General features: G+C 71.0%; 12 protein-coding genes. 11 read left to right on the top strand and 1 reads right to left on the bottom strand.

The genetic code is table 11. The features are described from left to right. The first annotated feature begins 12 nt into the window (after positions 1-12). The 9 genes from BIV23_RS09825 (at position 13) to BIV23_RS09785 (ending at position 9509) form a co-directional block, all read left to right on the top strand. Complete coding sequence (locus tag BIV23_RS09825) at positions 13-1302, top strand: cytochrome P450 (protein WP_071380409.1); 1290 nt, start codon at positions 13-15, stop codon at positions 1300-1302. A gap of 32 nt (positions 1303-1334) precedes the next feature. Then, complete coding sequence (locus BIV23_RS09820; RefSeq protein WP_071380408.1) at positions 1335-1838, top strand: DUF3291 domain-containing protein; 504 nt, start codon at positions 1335-1337, stop codon at positions 1836-1838. Between the two features lie 79 nt (positions 1839-1917). Beyond that, positions 1918-2448 carry a DinB family protein gene (locus tag BIV23_RS09815; RefSeq protein ID WP_071380407.1) on the top strand — a complete coding sequence of 177 codons (531 nt, stop codon included), beginning with the start codon at positions 1918-1920 and terminating at the stop codon, positions 2446-2448. Positions 2449-2484: 36 nt separating this feature from the next. Next, positions 2485-3816 carry a crotonyl-CoA carboxylase/reductase gene (gene ccrA / locus BIV23_RS09810; RefSeq protein WP_071380406.1) on the top strand — a complete coding sequence of 444 codons (1332 nt, stop codon included), beginning with the start codon at positions 2485-2487 and terminating at the stop codon, positions 3814-3816. Beyond that, positions 3816-4820 (top strand): 3-oxoacyl-ACP synthase III family protein, encoded by a 1005-nt coding sequence (locus tag BIV23_RS09805; protein WP_071380405.1) that lies wholly within the window; start codon positions 3816-3818, stop codon positions 4818-4820. Before ccrA ends, BIV23_RS09805 begins: the two co-directional genes overlap by 1 nt. Continuing rightward, positions 4817-5695 carry a 3-hydroxybutyryl-CoA dehydrogenase gene (locus BIV23_RS09800; protein ID WP_281250127.1) on the top strand — a complete coding sequence of 293 codons (879 nt, stop codon included), beginning with the start codon at positions 4817-4819 and terminating at the stop codon, positions 5693-5695. Before BIV23_RS09805 ends, BIV23_RS09800 begins: the two co-directional genes overlap by 4 nt. A 54-nt stretch (positions 5696-5749) precedes the next feature. Continuing rightward, positions 5750-6931, top strand: coding sequence for a macrolide family glycosyltransferase (locus BIV23_RS09795; protein WP_071380404.1), 1182 nt, complete (start codon positions 5750-5752; stop codon positions 6929-6931). 309 nt (positions 6932-7240) lie between these two features. After that, positions 7241-8446 (top strand): cytochrome P450, encoded by a 1206-nt coding sequence (locus tag BIV23_RS09790; protein WP_071380459.1) that lies wholly within the window; start codon positions 7241-7243, stop codon positions 8444-8446. Positions 8447-8489: 43 nt separating this feature from the next. Next, positions 8490-9509, top strand: a complete 1020-nt coding sequence (locus BIV23_RS09785) for a 3-oxoacyl-ACP synthase III family protein (RefSeq protein ID WP_071380403.1) — start codon at positions 8490-8492, stop codon at positions 9507-9509. Positions 9510-9598: 89 nt separating this feature from the next. Here the strand turns inward: BIV23_RS09785 and BIV23_RS09780 are convergent, their stop codons facing one another. After that, positions 9599-10351, bottom strand: coding sequence for an SDR family NAD(P)-dependent oxidoreductase (locus tag BIV23_RS09780; RefSeq protein WP_071380402.1), 753 nt, complete (start codon positions 10349-10351; stop codon positions 9599-9601). Between the two features lie 253 nt (positions 10352-10604). Here BIV23_RS09780 and BIV23_RS09775 point away from each other — a divergent pair, with 253 nt between their 5' ends. Continuing rightward, positions 10605-12251 carry a glycoside hydrolase family 1 protein gene (locus BIV23_RS09775; RefSeq protein ID WP_071380401.1) on the top strand — a complete coding sequence of 549 codons (1647 nt, stop codon included), beginning with the start codon at positions 10605-10607 and terminating at the stop codon, positions 12249-12251. Positions 12252-12450: 199 nt separating this feature from the next. Continuing rightward, positions 12451-15786: type I polyketide synthase (locus BIV23_RS09770; protein WP_071380400.1), on the top strand; the 3336-nt coding region annotated here is incomplete at its 3' end.

Below are 15786 nucleotides of genomic sequence, written 5' to 3'. Positions count from 1 at the left end.
GAGACACTGATCATGCTTTCGCTCGACACGCTCGACATCACCGACGAACAGGCGTACGCCACCGGGGGATACCCGTACGCGGAGTGGGACCTGCTGCGCCGTGAGGCACCCGTGTTCTGGTACGTGCGCCCGGGGTTCGAGCCGTTCTGGGTCGTCACCAAGCACGAGGACATCGCGTGGGTCTCCCGCAACACCAAGGTCTTCTCCAGCGCTCAGCGGGTCACCGTCGACACGGCCGACGCCGTGGAGATGCTCGAGGCCGAACTGGAGCAGCGGGCCCAGATGTTCGGGCACGGCCCTGACGACCCGCCGGCCCTGTCGTACATGGACTCGCCCCGCCACCGGCATCTGCGCCAGCTCATGGCCCCCTGCTTCACCCCCAAGGCGGTCAAGGAGCTGGAGGAGCGCTTCGCCCGGCTCGCGGCCTCGTACGTCGAGGAGTTCGTCGCGCACCTCGACGCGCACGGCAGCGCCGACGTGGCGCGCCATCTCTCCGCGCGCCTGCCGGTCGCCGCCATCTGCGAGCTCGTCGGCGCCCCGGTGGAGGACTGGGACTCGATCTTCAACTGGACCGAGGGCACGACCGCCGCGGCCGATCCGGAGTACCGGCTGGAGGGCGAGGACGCCGAGACCGCGTTCAAGCGCAACATCGCGGCCCTGAACGGCTACGTGGCGAACCTCGTCCAGCAGCGCATGGCCCAGGCCGACGGTACGGGCACCGACGTGCTCAGCCGGCTCGCGGGCGGGCGGATCGACGGTGAGCCGCTGGCCTTCCACGAGATCCTCTACACCGTCTTCAACCTTCTGGTCGCGGGCATCGGCACCACGCGCAACGCCACCACCGGCGGCATCCAGGCACTGCTCCAGCACCCCGACCAGCTGCGCAAGCTCGTCGAGGACCCGTCGCTCGTGGACAACGCGGTCGAGGAGATCCTGCGCTGGACCACCATCGCCGTGCACTTCGTGCGCACCGCCAGGCAGGACACCGAGCTGCGCGGCCGTCGTATCCGCAAGGGCGAGACCGTCGCCCTGTGGTACCCCTCCGGCAACCGTGACGAGGACGTCTTCGACCACCCCTACCGCTTCGACATCACCCGCGAGAACAACGCGCAGATCGCCTTCGGCGGCCACGGCGAGCACGTGTGCCTCGGATCGCACCTCGCGCGGCTCGAACTGCGGTCCCTGCTCACGGCGGTGCTGCCGGTCCTCTCGGAGCTTGAACTGGTGCGCGAGCCGGACTCGAGCGTTCTTCATCTGCAAGTCGCTGAAATCAAGAGGCTGGTCGTACAGCGCAAGAAGTGATTCCGACAGCCGTCGCGAACTCCGGAGACACCGTGTCGAACATTCCCGCATCCCTGCACGAGTTCGCCGCAGGCGACGAGTCCGACCTCCAGGTCGTCGTCCCCTGGACGGGCCCGGCCATCGACCCCGAGACGGGCGGGCTGCGCGCGCCGCTTCCCGAGTCCTACCTGGTGGCCACGTCCGTGGGCTGGCCCAAGCCCGGGCACGAGGAGGTCGGCGGCCAGCTCAACGCCGCCATCCTCGAGGAGCTGTGGAAGCGGGACGGTCTCCTCGCGGCCACGCTCGCCATCTCGCCGAAGTCGTGGAACGCCGCCCGCAACCTGGTGCTGTGGCGCGACAAGGAGGCCCTCGACGGCTTCCTGTACTCGGAGGCCCATCTGGCCGCGGCCCGGCAGACCAAGGGACTGATGTACGACTGGGAAGGCACGAACTGGACGGGCACGTCCACCACCGAGCTGCCGACCTTCGCCGACGCCCGAGCCCGCCTCGACGCGGTGCGCCGCGACGGCGAGAGCGCCTACCACTCACCCCGCTGATTCCGCCGGGTTCGCCGAGCGGCCCCGTGGCCGCGCGCCAGTGATCCCGCAGCCTTTCCGAGAAGGGATCTGCACCACCGTGACACAGCCCACCCTCACCCCCGTCCCGCAGGCGGTCGGCGAGCACCTGGCCCAGGCGCTCGACGTCGGCTACGAGCTCGTCATCGCCCTCACCGAGGGCTTCGACGACGAGACGGCCCTCAAGGCACCGGACGGGCACAAGCCGCTCGTGTGGTTCCTCGGCCATCTCGCCTGTGCCAAGGACTACTTCTCCACCCTGCACCAGGGCACGCCGAAGGCCGTGACCGAGGAGTTCTCCGACAACTTCGCCGACGGCGCCGACACGGACTTCACGTACGTGCCTCCGCTGACCGAGATGATCGAGATCTACCGGTCCGCCCATCGGAGCATCCGCGACTACGTCGTCTCGCTCGCGCCCGAGGACTTCGCGCGCCGCTCCGCCCTGTTCCCGGACGAGAACATGGGCGAGTACGCGGAGCAGTTCGCGACCCTCGGCAAGGCCCTCGCCCTCACCCAGATGCACGACTCCTTCCACGCCGGCCAGATGGCGCACCTCAGGCTGGCGCTCGGCATGGAGTCCCCCGTCTGACCGACCCCACTCCCGAGCTGACGAAGGATGGTTGAAATGGACGCTCTGTCCGAGGCGGTGAGGCGGGGAGCCTCCGCCGAGGAACTGGCCTCCTTGCCGGTACCCGAGAAGTATCTGGCCGCGCACACCCGCGTCGAGGACATCGAGATGTTCGCCGGCGTCGAGGACAAGGACGTGCGCAAGTCGCTGCGGGTCGGCGAGGTTCCGATGCCCGAACTCGCGCCGGACGAGGTCCTGGTCGCGGTCATGGCCAGTTCCATCAACTACAACACCGTCTGGTCGGGGACGTTCGAGCCCCTGCCGACGTTCGACTTCCTGCGCGCGTACGGCAAACGCGGAGGGTGGGAGGCGCGGCACGACCAGCCGTACCACGTGCTCGGCTCCGACGCGGCCGGCGTGATCGTCCGCACCGGCGCCGGCGTGCGCCGCTGGCAGATCGGCGACCACGTGGGGGTCAGCCCCATCCAGGTCGACGACCAGGAGGCGGCCACCCACGACGACGGCATGCTCGGCGAGGGGCAGAAGGCCTGGGGCTACGAGACCAACTTCGGCGGCCTGGCGCACTACGCGGTCGTACGGGCCAGCCAGCTCGTGCCCAAGCCCGCTCACCTCACCTGGGAGGAGGCGGCGTCCACCACCGCCTGCGCGGGCACCGCGTACCGCATGCTGGTCAGCGAGCGGGGCGCCCGCATGAAGCAGGGCGACGTCGTTCTGATCTGGGGCGCGGCCGGCGGCCTCGGCGTCTACGCCGTGCAGCTGGTGAAGCACGGCGGCGGCATCCCCGTCGGCGTGGTGGGGTCGGAGGAGAAGGCCGAGCTGCTCCGCAGGATCGGCTGCGACGTCGTGATCAACCGCTCCGAGCTCGGCATCGGCGACGACGACGGCACCGACCCCGCGAAGGTCATCGAGGCCGGCAAGCGGCTGGGCAGGATCATTCGCCGGGAGACGGGCGAGGACCCGCACATCGTCTTCGACTACGTGGGCCAGGCCACCTTCGGCATCTCGATGTTCGTCCTGCGCCGCGGCGGAGCCATCGTCACCTGCGGATCGAGCACGGGGTACCACCACCAGTACGACAACCGGTACCTGTGGATGAAGCTCAAGCGCGTGATCGGCAGCCATGCCGCCAACCTCCAGGAGCAGTGGGAGAGCAACCGGCTCATCGACATGGGCCGCATCCACCCGATGGTCTCCCGCACCTACCCGCTCGCCGAGATCGGCGAGGCGGGCCGGCTCGTCCAGGAGAACGCCCACGTCGGCAAGGTCGGCGTGCTGTGCCTGGCGCCTTCGACCGGACTCGGCGTCACCGATCCCGACAAGCGCGCCCGGATCGGCGAGGACCGCCTCACCCTCCTGCAGGGGGCGTGATGTCCGGCAATGCCATCGGACTGCTCGGCACCGGCTCACACGTGCCCGAGGGGGAGGTGACCAACACCGAGATCGCCGAGCGGTTCGACGTCACCGAGGAGTGGATCGAGCGCAAGACACGCATCCTGTCCCGCCGGCACGTCGCCGGCGCCGAGACGCCGTCCACCCTCGCGACGCGGGCCGCGCGCGACGCCCTCGAACGGGCCGGCCTGCCCGCCGACCGCGTCGACTACCTCATCGTGGCCACCTCCACCGGCGACAGCCCGATGCCTCCGGTCTCGTGCCGGGTCCAGGCCGCCGTCGGAGCCCACCGGGCGGCGTGCTTCGACATCAACATAGGGTGCAGCGGATTCGTCTACGGTCTCGCCACGGCCCACGCCCTGCTCGCGGCGCGCCCGGGGGCCCACGCTCTGGTGCTGGGCGCCGAAGCGTGGTCGCGGTTCACCGATCCGCTGGACCGCAGCACGGCGGTGCTGCTCGCCGACGGCTCGGGCGCGGCCGTCCTCGGGCCGGTACCCGACGGGTACGGACTCCTGGAGTTCGACCTGGTCGGCCACGGCGACAAGGCGGATCTGCTCGTCGTCGAAGCGGGCGGCAGCGCCCGGCCGGCCTCTCACGAGACCGTTGCGGCCCGGCAGCACTTCCTGCGGATGAACGGCCGGGGCGTCACCGAGTTCGTGCTCGGCAAGGTCCCCCCGTCGGTCAAGGAACTGCTCGGCCGAGTGGGCGTACCGCCGCAGGAGATCGCGCACCTCGTGCCGCACCAGGCCAACGGAGCCCTGCTCGGCAGGCTCGCCGACGACATGGGCCTGGAGAACGCGCACATCCACACGACCCTGGAACACTTCGGGAACTCGGGCGCCGCTTCGCTGGCCGTCACGCTCGACCACGCGGTGCGGGCGGGCGCGTTCGGCGACGGGGACCTGGTGCTGCTCTCGGGGTTCGGCGGCGGCATGGCGGTGGGCAACGGCCTGCTGCGCTGGCACGAGGGGGCCGCGTCGTGACCGGCACCGCCACCCCCGAGCCCGTCACCCGTGTCGGCGTGGTGGGCTGCGGACTGATGGGCGCGGGCCTGGCCGAGGTGTGCGCCAAGCCCGGCAGGCACGTGCTCGTCGCGGTCTCCTCGGACCGCTCACGCAGAGCAGGGCACGAGCGGCTGACCCGCTCGCTCGACCGGGCCGTGGACAAGGCCAGGCTCACCGGACAACAGCGCGAGGAGATCCTCGAGCGCGTCGAATTCACCCAGGACCTCGGCGACTTCGCCGACCGCGAGCTCGTCATCGAGGCGGTGAGCGAGGACGAGCCGACGAAGCTGAAGATCTTCTCCCAGCTCGACGCGATCGTCCGGGACTCCGGGGCGGTGCTCGCCTCCAACACCTCCTCGCTGCCGGTCACCAAGCTCGCCATGGCCACGAGCCGGCCGCAGCAGGTGGTCGGCATGCACTTCTTCAACCCCGTGCCGGCACTCCCGCTCGTGGAGATCACCGGCTCCCTGCTCAGCGACGAGAAAGTCGTCGCACGCGCCGAACACTTCGTACGGGACGTCCTCGGCAAGGAAGTCATCCGGAGCAAGGACCGGGCCGGATTCGTGGTGAACGCGCTCCTCGTGCCTTACTTGCTTTCTGCTATAAGGATGGTCGAGTCCGGCCATGCGTCCGCGGCGGACATCGACAAGGGCATGATGCTCGGCTGCGCCCACCCCATGGGGCCGCTCGGTCTCGCCGACCTGGTAGGACTCGACACTTTGGCGGCGGTGGCGGCAGGCCTGTACGAGGAGACCAAGGAACCTCTCTACGCCGCACCCGCGTTGCTGTCCCGTATGGTCGACAGCGGATTCTTCGGGAAGAAGAGCGGGCGCGGGTTCTACAGCTACGGTTGAGGAGCCCAAGGGCCTCAATCGGGGCACGAACGGAGCCTAGTTCAAGGAGATTTCATGGCTCACATCGCATTCTTCAACTTTCCGGCGATCGGCCACGTCAATCCGACGCTCGGACTGGTGGAAGAGCTGGTGCGGCGCGGCCACCGGGTGACCAGCACCGCGACGGACCACTTCGTGCCCTTGGTGGAGGCCGCCGGCGCCGAACCGGTGCGCTACCGTTCCGTGTTCGGAGACTTCTACCGCAGCCCCTACACGGCGGAGGCCAACGAAGGCGAGGGGCTGAGGTGTCTCGAGGAGGCCAGGTCCATCGTCGATCAGGTCGAGGACTTCCACAAGGACGCCCGGCCCGATATCGTCCTGCACGACTTCATGGCATGGGGCGGCCGGTTCTACAGCGGCCGTCACGGCATCCCTTCGATGCGGCTCTTCCCGTCGTACGGGTACAACGAGACTTTCTCCGTCCAGAACAAGTTCCCGATGGCCGAATTCACCGACCCCAAGGTCGTTGAAATGCTGGGGAAGCTCACCGAAGTACTTCCATCGTTCAACCTCCCCGCCGACCCGATGGCCTTCTTCCAGGAAATCGCGGAACGCAGCATCATCTTCCTTCCCCGTGACTTCCACTACGACGGCGACACCTTCGACCAGCGGTTCGTGTTCGCCGGTCCCTGTCTGACCGACCGCAGTGCCTACCAGGGGAGCTGGCAGCCTGCGTCCCGGGAACGCCCCGTCCTGCTGATCTCGCTCGGCACTGCGGCGACCGGCTGGCCCGAGTTCTTCAAGACCGCGATCGAGGCGTTCGGCGACTCCGAGTGGGACGTCGTCATGGCCGTCGGAGACCACCTCGACGCGGCCGAACTGGGCACTCCGCCAGCCAACTTCACCGTCCGCCGGCATGTCCCGCAGCTCGACGTCCTGCAGCACGCGAAGCTGTTCGTCACGCACGGCGGCATGAACAGCACGATGGAGTCGCTGTACTACGGCGTCCCCATGGTGGTCATCCCGCAGATGAACGAGCAGCGGGCGAACGGGATGCGGGTGGCGGAACTCGGCCTCGGCCGGCACCTCGCCGTCGCCGACACCACCGTCGAAAGCCTGCGCCGCGCCGTGTCGGACGTCGTCGCCGACGACCAGGTCACCGCGAACGTGCAGCGGATGCGATCCGCCATGCGCGCCGTCGACGGCCCGCGCGTCGCCGCCGACGCCGTCGAGGCGCAGCTCAAGAGCCTCAGCTGAGCGGACACCCCGCAGCCGGCACGTGTACGCCGGCCCGGACGGCAAACCCGTCCGGGCCGTGCCTCCTGCCCTCGGCAACCCCGATCGGGCAGGACCGCCGTCGACCTGACGACCCCTCCTTACCACGGCACCGACCTGTCGCGTGACGGAACGAGCAGGGCCCGTGTTCCCGGCTGTGGACCCGCCGGGAACACGGGCCTTCGGAGTCTGCGGCTGTAGGAGGGCCCGAGCGTGCCTCCAGGCTTTCTCACGACAGTGGACCCACGGATGCCTCCCCCATGTCACGGCTCAGGAGAGATGGAGCAAGTCGTGCCCAACACGCTGTCCGAACCGATCAAACTCCCCACAGAGCGTCCCTCGACCTTCGATCCGCCCACCGAGCTCGAACGGTTGCGCGAGGGGGACCCGGTCACGCCCCTGGCGTTCCCGGACGGACACGTCGGCTGGCTCGTCACCAACTACTCGGCCGCGCGCACGGTGCTCGGTGACCCCCGCTTCAGCGCCCGGCAGGAACTGCACCACCACGCGCCCTTCGACCACCCCTTCGGCACCGAGAAGATCTCCCCCGCCGAGCCCGGCTTCTTCATCGGCATGGACCCGCCGGACCACACGCGCTACCGCAAGCTGCTCACCAAGCAGTTCACCGCGCACCGGGTCAAGCAGCTGATACCACGGATCGAGGAGATCGTGGAGGCGCGGCTCGACGCGCTGGAGGCCGCGGGCCGGGGCGCCGACCTCGTCGAGGAGTTCGCGGTCCCCATCCCGACGCTGATGATCTGCGAGCTGCTCGGCGTCCCGTACACCGAACGCGACATGTTCCGCCACGACGCGGCGACCTTCTTCCGCCTCGACTCCACGCAGGAACAGGCCGAGGGCGCCTACGCCAACATGCTCGCCTACCTCGGCGACCTCGTGCCGCGCAGGCGCGCGGAGCTCGGCGAGGACCTGCTCAGCGGCCTCATCGAGGGGAACGAGCTCTCCGACCAGGAGATCGCCGTCGTCGCCCTCGTGGTCCTCATCGCCGGCCACGAGACCACCGCCAACATGCTCGGCCTCGGCGCCTTCACCCTGCTGAGCAACCCCGACGAACTGGCGGCGCTGCGCGACGACCCGTCCCTGGCCGAGAGCGCGGTCGAGGAGATGCTGCGCTATCTGCCGCTGTTCCGCTCGGGCCTCATGCGCACCGCGCTCGAGGACGTCGAGCTGGAGGGCCGCCAGATCAAGGCCGGCGACTGCCTGGTGCTGCACCTGTCGGCCGCCAACCGGGACTCCCAGCGATTCGACGGCGACCTGGACACCGTCGACCTGCGCCGCAAGTCCACCGGGCACCTGGCGTTCGGCCACGGCGTACACCAGTGCCTGGGGCACCAACTGGCGCGCGTGGAACTCCAGATCGCGTACACGGCGCTGCTGCGCCGCTTCCCCGGGCTGCGGCTCGCCGTTCCCGCCGCGGAGGTACCGCTGCGCACCGACATGGCGATCTACGGCGTCCACCGTCTGCCGGTGACCTGGTGAGACCCGCCGTCCGGCAGGTCCGAGCCCTCGGCAAGGAGAGAACATGAGCTTCGGCATCAGCGCGCTCGGCTACGAGCTGGGCGAGGAGATACCCGTCCTGGACGTGGCCGCCGAGTACACGAACGACATGGAACGGGTCCACACCTACGCGAGCCGCTACATGCACCGGGCCGCACCCGGTGTGGGCCTGACCGACCTGTCGTACGACGCCGTCCGCAAGGCACTGGACGGCGCCGGGCTGGACGGGCGGCAGATCGACCTGCTCGTCCTGGCGGTCACCGACATCACCGAGTACCTGTACTGGGACGCGGCGGCGAGCCTGCTGCACCGGCTGGGCGCCGACGGGGCCGAGGCCGTGCTGCTGACCCAGGCGTGCTCCTCCGGGGTCGCCGGATTCGACCTGGTGGCAGGGAAGTTCGCCACGCACCCCGAGTACCGCACCGCGGTGGTCGTCGCGGCCAGCCGCGTCGCCGAGCCCTACTGGAACCGGCTCGAGACCGGCGCCGGGTGCTTCTCCGACGGCGCGGTGGCCGCGGTCGTCCAGCGCGGGCACGACGCGCTGCGCTGGCGCGCCGGCGAGATCACCACGGACGGCACCCACGTCGACTTCTTCCGGCTGGAGGCGGGAGGCGCCGCGGCGCCCTTCGGCACCCCCGAGGCCGCCGCGGCCCCCCGCAGGGTCGGCGGCATCGAGAACGTCAAGGAGTATTTCGCCAACGACCCCGAGAAGATCTCGGCCTTCGGCACGCACGCCCGGGAACAGTACCGGCTGGTCGTGGAGCGCGCCTGCAAGCGGACCGGGATCGGCTTCACCGACCTGGCCCGGCTTCTGCTGCCCTTCGACAACCAGCCTGCCATGAGCGGCCTGGTCGACGCCCTGGGCTTCCCGCCCGAGCGCACCAACCTGGCCCTCGCCGCGGACTTCGGCCATCTGGGTGCCGCCGACCCGCTGTTCGCCCTGGCCCGGGAGACCGAGGCGGGCACGCTCCGACGAGGCGATCATGTGGCTCTCGCCGCGGTGGGCCGCGGCATGAGCTGGGCCTGCGCGCTGTTCGAGGCCTGACCGGCCGCGCGGCCGGCCGCCGCCCGGTGCCACCCGAAGCGGATCCGGCCCCCGCGTACGACGCGGGGCCGGATCCGGTGGTCGTCCCGTCAGGTCACCGACAGCGCGCCGTCCACCGCCAGCACGGTGCCGTTCGCGTACGCGCCCTCCGGGCGGCACAGCTGCACGATCCACCACGCGATGTCCTCGGGGCTGCCCACCCTTCCGGACGGCACGTGCCCGGCCACCGATGCCAGGAACTCCTCGTACCCTTCCTCCGGAATGCCCGAGCGGACGGCGAAACCCGTGTCGATCACGCCCGGCGCGATCCCCACGCAGCGGATTCCGCGGGGCGCCAGCTCCACGGCCCAGGTGCGGGTGAGGAAGTCCAGCGCCGCCTTCGTCAGGCCGTAGACGGAGTTCTGCGGCCACGCGCGCCGGCCGAGCGATCCGGACGAGCTGACGTTGACCACGGTTCCGCCCGTGGCCTCCAGCGCGTCGAGCGCCCCCTGCGTCAGGAAGACCGGGGCCAGGAGGTTCGTGCCCAACTGCGCCGCCACCGCGGCACGGTCGAGCCCGTCCAGCGCGGCGAACCCCGCGTGCGCCGCGTTGTTCACCAGCACGTCGACCCGCCCGAACGCCTCCAGCGCGGCGGAGACCACGGCCTGCGGCGCGCCGTCCTCCTGAATGTCCACCGCCAGCGCTGCGATGCGGTCGTGGCCTTCGGCCGTCTCCCGCAGAGCGCTCTCGGTTCGGCCCACCACCAGTACGTGCGCTCCGTCCTCGGCGAACGCGCGAGCGGTGGCCCGCCCGATGCCGCTCCCTCCTCCGGTGATCACAACTGCCTTCTGCACAGGGCTCATCGCACGCTCCGTCGTCGATACGCCGCGGCCGTGCACTCCCGGCCGCCCTTGCGAGTGCGCCCACCGTGTCGCGCGGGGATCGAGCGTCCTTCGCGCGTTCCTCGAGCGACGGGCCGGCGGCCCCGCGCGGCGCGGCACACGTCCGGAGTACACGGCCGTTCGAGTCGACTTCGAGCGGATTCGGCCACGGTGGCCGTGCGGCGAGCCACTCGGCGTGTCCGCGCTCCCATCCCCAACTGACCTGGAAGGCACCGTGAAGCGACTGATCAGGATCGCAGCAGTCGCCCTGACACTCGGCCTGATGGCGCCCGCCGCCATGGCCGACGAGGCGACCGACTCCAGCCACGCCGCCCCTCCGGCGGAGAGTTTCCCGCAGATCGGTTCGCCCTCCGCGCCCGACGGCAAGGGCAGCTTCCGCTTCGGGGTGTCCAGTTCGGCGACCCAGATCGAAGACCAGGACACCAACACCGACTGGTACAAGTGGACCCAGCCCGTCGCCGACGGCGGCATGGGCAAGGGCCAGTTCGTCGGGGACGGCGTCGACGGCTACACCATGGCGGTCAAGGACGTGGACCTCCTCGCCAAACTGCACGTGGACTCCTACCGCTTCGGCATCGAGTGGGCGCGGGTCGAGCCCAGGCGCGGGCAGATAGACGAGGCGGCCCTCGACCACTACAGCAAGGTCATCGACGCCCTCGTCGCGCACCACATCCGCCCGGTCGTCGTCATCCACCACTTCGCCAACCCGGTGTGGGTGGACAACCCCTCCGACATCTCCTGCGCCCACGGGCCCTCCGACACCAACCTGTGCGGACTCGACAACCCCGAGGGCGGCCCCCTCGTCGTCAAGGCGATGGCCGACTACGCCAAGCTGCTCGTCCAGCGCTTCGGCGACCGGGTGCACGAGTGGGTGACCCTCAACGAGCCCATGGTGTACATGATGTTCTCGCACGCCTTCGGCGCGGGGCCGCCCGGAAAGGCGGACCTGGCCACGAACTTCTCCACCAAGTTCGTTCCGGCCGTGCGCAACTACATCAACGCGCACGTCGCCATGTACCGGGCGATCAAGAGCGTCGACCCCAAGGCGAGCGTCGGCCTGACCGCCAGCGTCAAGCAGTACGTCGCCGTGCGCGACGGCAAGATCAGCACCGAGCCCCGTGACATCGCGGCCCGTGACCGCTTCCGCTGGTTCTTCGAGCTGAACTTCCTCAACTCGCTGCGCACCGGGAACTTCGACTCCGACTTCGACGGCAAGCCCGACGAACAGCACCCGGAGTGGCGCAACAGCCTCGACTGGCTCGGCATCCAGCTCTACGACCGCACCGGCGTCACCGACCCGGGCCCCACGCCCGACAAGAACACGCTGCCCGACATCAACGTGGACGTCTGCGGAGCCCCGCCCTGCTACCCGGAGCTCGACCCCAGCTACTTCGTGCCGGACATGGGCTACGAGTCCGACCCGCAGGGCCTGTATCCGGTCCTGAAGGACTTCGGCAACCGCTTCCCCGGACTGCCCCTGATGGTCACCGAATCCGGAATCGCCACCGCCTCCGGCAAGCGCCGCGCCGAGTTCGTCGTCCGCGCCCTGGAGGCGATCGAGCGGGCCCGCGCCGACGGCGTCGACGTCCGCGGCTACTACCACTGGAGCCTCATGGACAACTTCGAGTGGCTCAACGGCTACAAACCGCGCTTCGGCCTGTACTCCGTGGACCGCTCCACCATGAAGCGCACGCCCACCGAGGCGGCCTACGTCTACGCGCAGATCGCCAAGACCCGCACGCTCGGCTCCCGGGTGCGCGCCGAGTACGGCGGCTACGGCCCCCTCAGCCCCGAACCCTCGCCCTCGGGCGGCGCCACCGTCCCCGCCACCGGCGCCGCCGTGACCGGGCGCCGCGACTGATCCCGTACACCGCTGCTCGAGCAGGTTTCGAGACAGCGGCGAGAGGGTGGAGCGCCAGTGGTACACACCGGCCCCTTCACCCCTCGCCGAGCGCAGGCTGAACGATCAGCGGACCTGCCTCACCAGAGGGGGCCGCCCGCGTCCGCGGGCGGCCCCCTGCCTTTGCCGGTTCGGTTCAACGAGCTTCAAGGATGCGCAGATGAGCTTTGCCCAGGTGAACAGCGAAACCGAAGCCCCCCGGCCCGCCGCCGAGGAGATCGCCGGCCGGCTGCGCGAAGCCGTCGCCGAACTGCTGTCCGTACGGCCGGAATCGGTGCCCGCCGACCGTCCGCTGCGCGAGCTCGGCCTCGACTCCACCCGACTCAGGGCGCTCGTGCAGCAGCTGTCCGAGTGGCTGGAGCGACCGGTACCCGTATGGGCCGTGTGGCAGTACCCGACGCTCCTCGGGCTCGCCGCGTACCTCGCCGGTGACGACCCGGCCACCGCAAAGACCCCCTCCGGGACGTCCCGCACGCCGGTCAACGCCCACGACCCGATCGCCGTCGTCGGCATCGGATGCCGGCTGCCCGGCGGCATCGAGACCCCCGACGCACTGTGGCAGGGCCTCCTCGACGGAATCGACGCCGTCCGCGAGGTACCGCGGGACCGCTGGAACGCCCAGGAGTGGCTCGACCCCGACCCGCGCGCGCCCGGCCGGATGACCACGCGCTGGGGCGGATTCCTCGACGACGTCGCGGGGTTCGACGCCGAACTGTTCCGCATCTCGCCCGCCGAAGCCCGCCAGATGGACCCCCAGCAGCGCATCGCCCTGGAGACCGCGTGGGCCGCGCTGGAGGACGCCCGCATCGACCACGACTCCCTCGCGGGCAGCCGCACCGGCGTGTTCATGGGCACCATGGCACAGGAGTACCACCTGGCCACCGGAGCCGACCCGTACAGCATCGGAACGCACTCCGCCACGGGCTTCGACAACTCGATCGTCGCCGCCCGCATCGCGTACACCCTCGGCCTCAACGGTCCGGCCCTCTCCGTCGCCACCGCCTGCTCCTCCTCGCTCACCGCCACCCACCTCGCGGTGCGCAGCCTGCGCGACGGCGAGACCGACCTTGCACTCGTCGGCGGCGTCAACGTCATGCTCAGCCCCAACACCACCGTGGCCATGACGAAGTTCGGCGGCATGAACCCCGACGGGCAGTGCCGTGCCTTCGACGCGGACGCGGGGGGCTACGTGCGAGGCGAAGGCTGCGGCGTCCTCGTCCTGCGCCGGCTGTCCGACGCCCTCGTCGCCGGTGACCGGATCTACGCGGTGATCCGCGGCACCGCCGTCAACAACGACGGAGCCTCCAACGGCCTGACGGCGCCCAACCCGAAGGCCCAGGCCGACGTCGTCCGCGCGGCCTGGCAGGACGCCGGCGTCCCGCCCGAGCAGGTCTCCTACGTGGAGGCCCACGGCACCGGCACCCCCCTGGGTGACCCCGTCGAGGCCGAAGCCCTCAGCACCGTCTTCGCACACGGCCGCACCGAACCGCTGCGGATCGGCTCGGCCAAGACCAACTTCGGCCACCTGGAGCCCGCCGCGGGCGTCCTCGGCCTGATGAAGACCGCCCTCGCCCTGCACCACGGCGAACTGCCCGCCAGCCTCCACTTCGACAACCCCAACCCGCACATCGACTTCGAGGCGAGCCGGCTCCGGGTCGTCACCGGCCGGGAGCGCTGGCCCGGCGAGAGCCGCCGCTACGCGGGGGTCAGCAGCTTCGGCTTCGGCGGCACCAACGCCCATGTCGCCCTCGAACAGGGCCCGTCCCCGTCCGCCCGCCGGCTGCTCGTACCGCTCGCCGCGGACAGCGACGACGCGCTGCGCGCGGCCGCCGAAGCGCTCACCGAACGGGTCCGCGCGGGCCAGAGCTGGTACGCGCCGGAACTCCTCGGCCACGCCACGGGCGCCCACCGCGTCGTCGCCGCCGTCGACCACCCCGACCAGCTCGGCGACGCACTGCGCGAAGCCATCGAGGACGACGCCGACGGCGACGCCGGGCACGACGGCGCACGGCGGCCCGCGCTCGCCTTCTTCTTCTCCGGCCACGGCTCGCAGTGGCTGGGCATGGGCCGTGACCTGCTCGACGAGCCCGCCTTCCGAGCCGCCCTCGACGCCTGCGACGAGGCACTGCGTCCCGTCACCGGCTGGTCGGTGGTCGACGAGCTGCTCGCCGCACCCGGCACCTCACGCCTCGAGCGCACCGACGTCGTCCAGCCGGTCCTGTTCGCCGTGCAGACCGCCCTCGCCCGCACCCTGAAGAGCTGGGGAGCCGCACCCGACGCCGTCTTCGGACAGAGCGTCGGCGAGGTGGCCGCCGCCGTCTTCGCGGACGCGCTCCCGCTCGCCGAGGGCGCCCGGCTGATCGGCACCTGGTCGCGCCTCGTCGCGGAACACGCCAGTGGCCACGGGGCCCTGACCGTGTGCGAACTCCCCCTGGACCAGGCCGAGTCACTGCCCGCCGTGCGCGCCGGCCAGGTGTCCCTCGCCGGACACCTGGCACCGGGGCAGGTGTGCCTGTCCGGGCCGACCGAGGCCGTGGACACCGTGGAACGGGACCTGGACGACCGCGGCGTGCGCACCCGGCGCGTCCACATCGACTACGCCTCGCACAGCACCCGGCTGGAGGAGTTCGCCCCCGAACTCGTACGCCGCCTCGGCACGGTGCACACCCGCGCGGCCGCCGTGCCGTTCTGGTCGACCGTCACCGACGGGTACGTCGACGGCGGCGACCTCGACGCCGCGTACTGGGCGCGCAACATGTGCGCGCCCATGCGGCTCGCCGAAGCCGTCGCCGGACTCGGAGCGGGGCGCACCCTGCGCATCGTCGAGATCGCGCCCCACCCGGTGGCACTGCACTCGCTGCGCCGCGGCCTCGCCGCGCTCGACGGCGACCAGCCCGCCGCGCTGGCCACCGCACACCGCGACCGGCCCGCCCGCCAGGACCTCGAGGACGTGGTGGCCCGGCTGTGGTGCGAAGGCCACGCCATCGACTGGGGCTCGGTCACCGGCCGCGGCGGCGGCACCGCCCGCACGGTCCCGGTCGCGCTCACCGTCTCGGGCCGCAGCGCCGAGGCGCGCGCCGCGAACGCGGCCCGGCTCGCCGACCACCTCGAAGGAGCCGGCGGCGGCGAGCTGCTGGACGCCGCCTACACGTCCTTCCGGCACCGCCCCCAGCTGGAGCACCGGGCGGACGTCGTCGCCTCCTCCCCGGCCGAGGCGGTCGCGTCCCTGCGCGCCCTCGCCTCCGGCCGCCCCCACCCCGCGCTCGTCGAAGGCGTCCGCGGCCACGGCGAGTTGGCGATGCTGTTCACGGGGCAGGGCAGTCAGCGTATCGGTATGGGCCGGCAGCTGTACGCGGCGTTCCCGGTGTTCCGGCAGGCCTTCGACGAGGTCTGCGCGGCCCTCGACCCGCACCTGAGGATGCCGTTGGTGGCGGTGCTGTTCGCGGACCCGGACGGTGCGGACGCGAGCCTGATCCATGAGACGGAGTTCACGCAG

Source organism: Streptomyces monashensis (assembly GCF_001866665.1).
Lineage (GTDB): Bacteria > Actinomycetota > Actinomycetes > Streptomycetales > Streptomycetaceae > Streptomyces > Streptomyces monashensis.
Note: the sequence above shows the minus strand (reverse complement) of the source record. Positions and strands in the feature narration are given on the sequence as shown.

Excerpts from the sequence above, each read along its gene's own strand:
- BIV23_RS09825 (WP_071380409.1), top strand. The coding sequence starts at position 13 with ATGCTTTCGCTCGACACGCTCGACATCACCGACGAACAGGCGTACGCC.
- ccrA (WP_071380406.1), top strand. The coding sequence starts at position 2,485 with ATGGACGCTCTGTCCGAGGCGGTGAGGCGGGGAGCCTCCGCCGAGGAA.
- BIV23_RS09805 (WP_071380405.1), top strand. The coding sequence starts at position 3,816 with ATGTCCGGCAATGCCATCGGACTGCTCGGCACCGGCTCACACGTGCCC.
- BIV23_RS09795 (WP_071380404.1), top strand. The coding sequence starts at position 5,750 with ATGGCTCACATCGCATTCTTCAACTTTCCGGCGATCGGCCACGTCAAT.
- BIV23_RS09785 (WP_071380403.1), top strand. The coding sequence starts at position 8,490 with ATGAGCTTCGGCATCAGCGCGCTCGGCTACGAGCTGGGCGAGGAGATA.
- BIV23_RS09780 (WP_071380402.1), bottom strand. The coding sequence starts at position 10,351 with ATGAGCCCTGTGCAGAAGGCAGTTGTGATCACCGGAGGAGGGAGCGGC.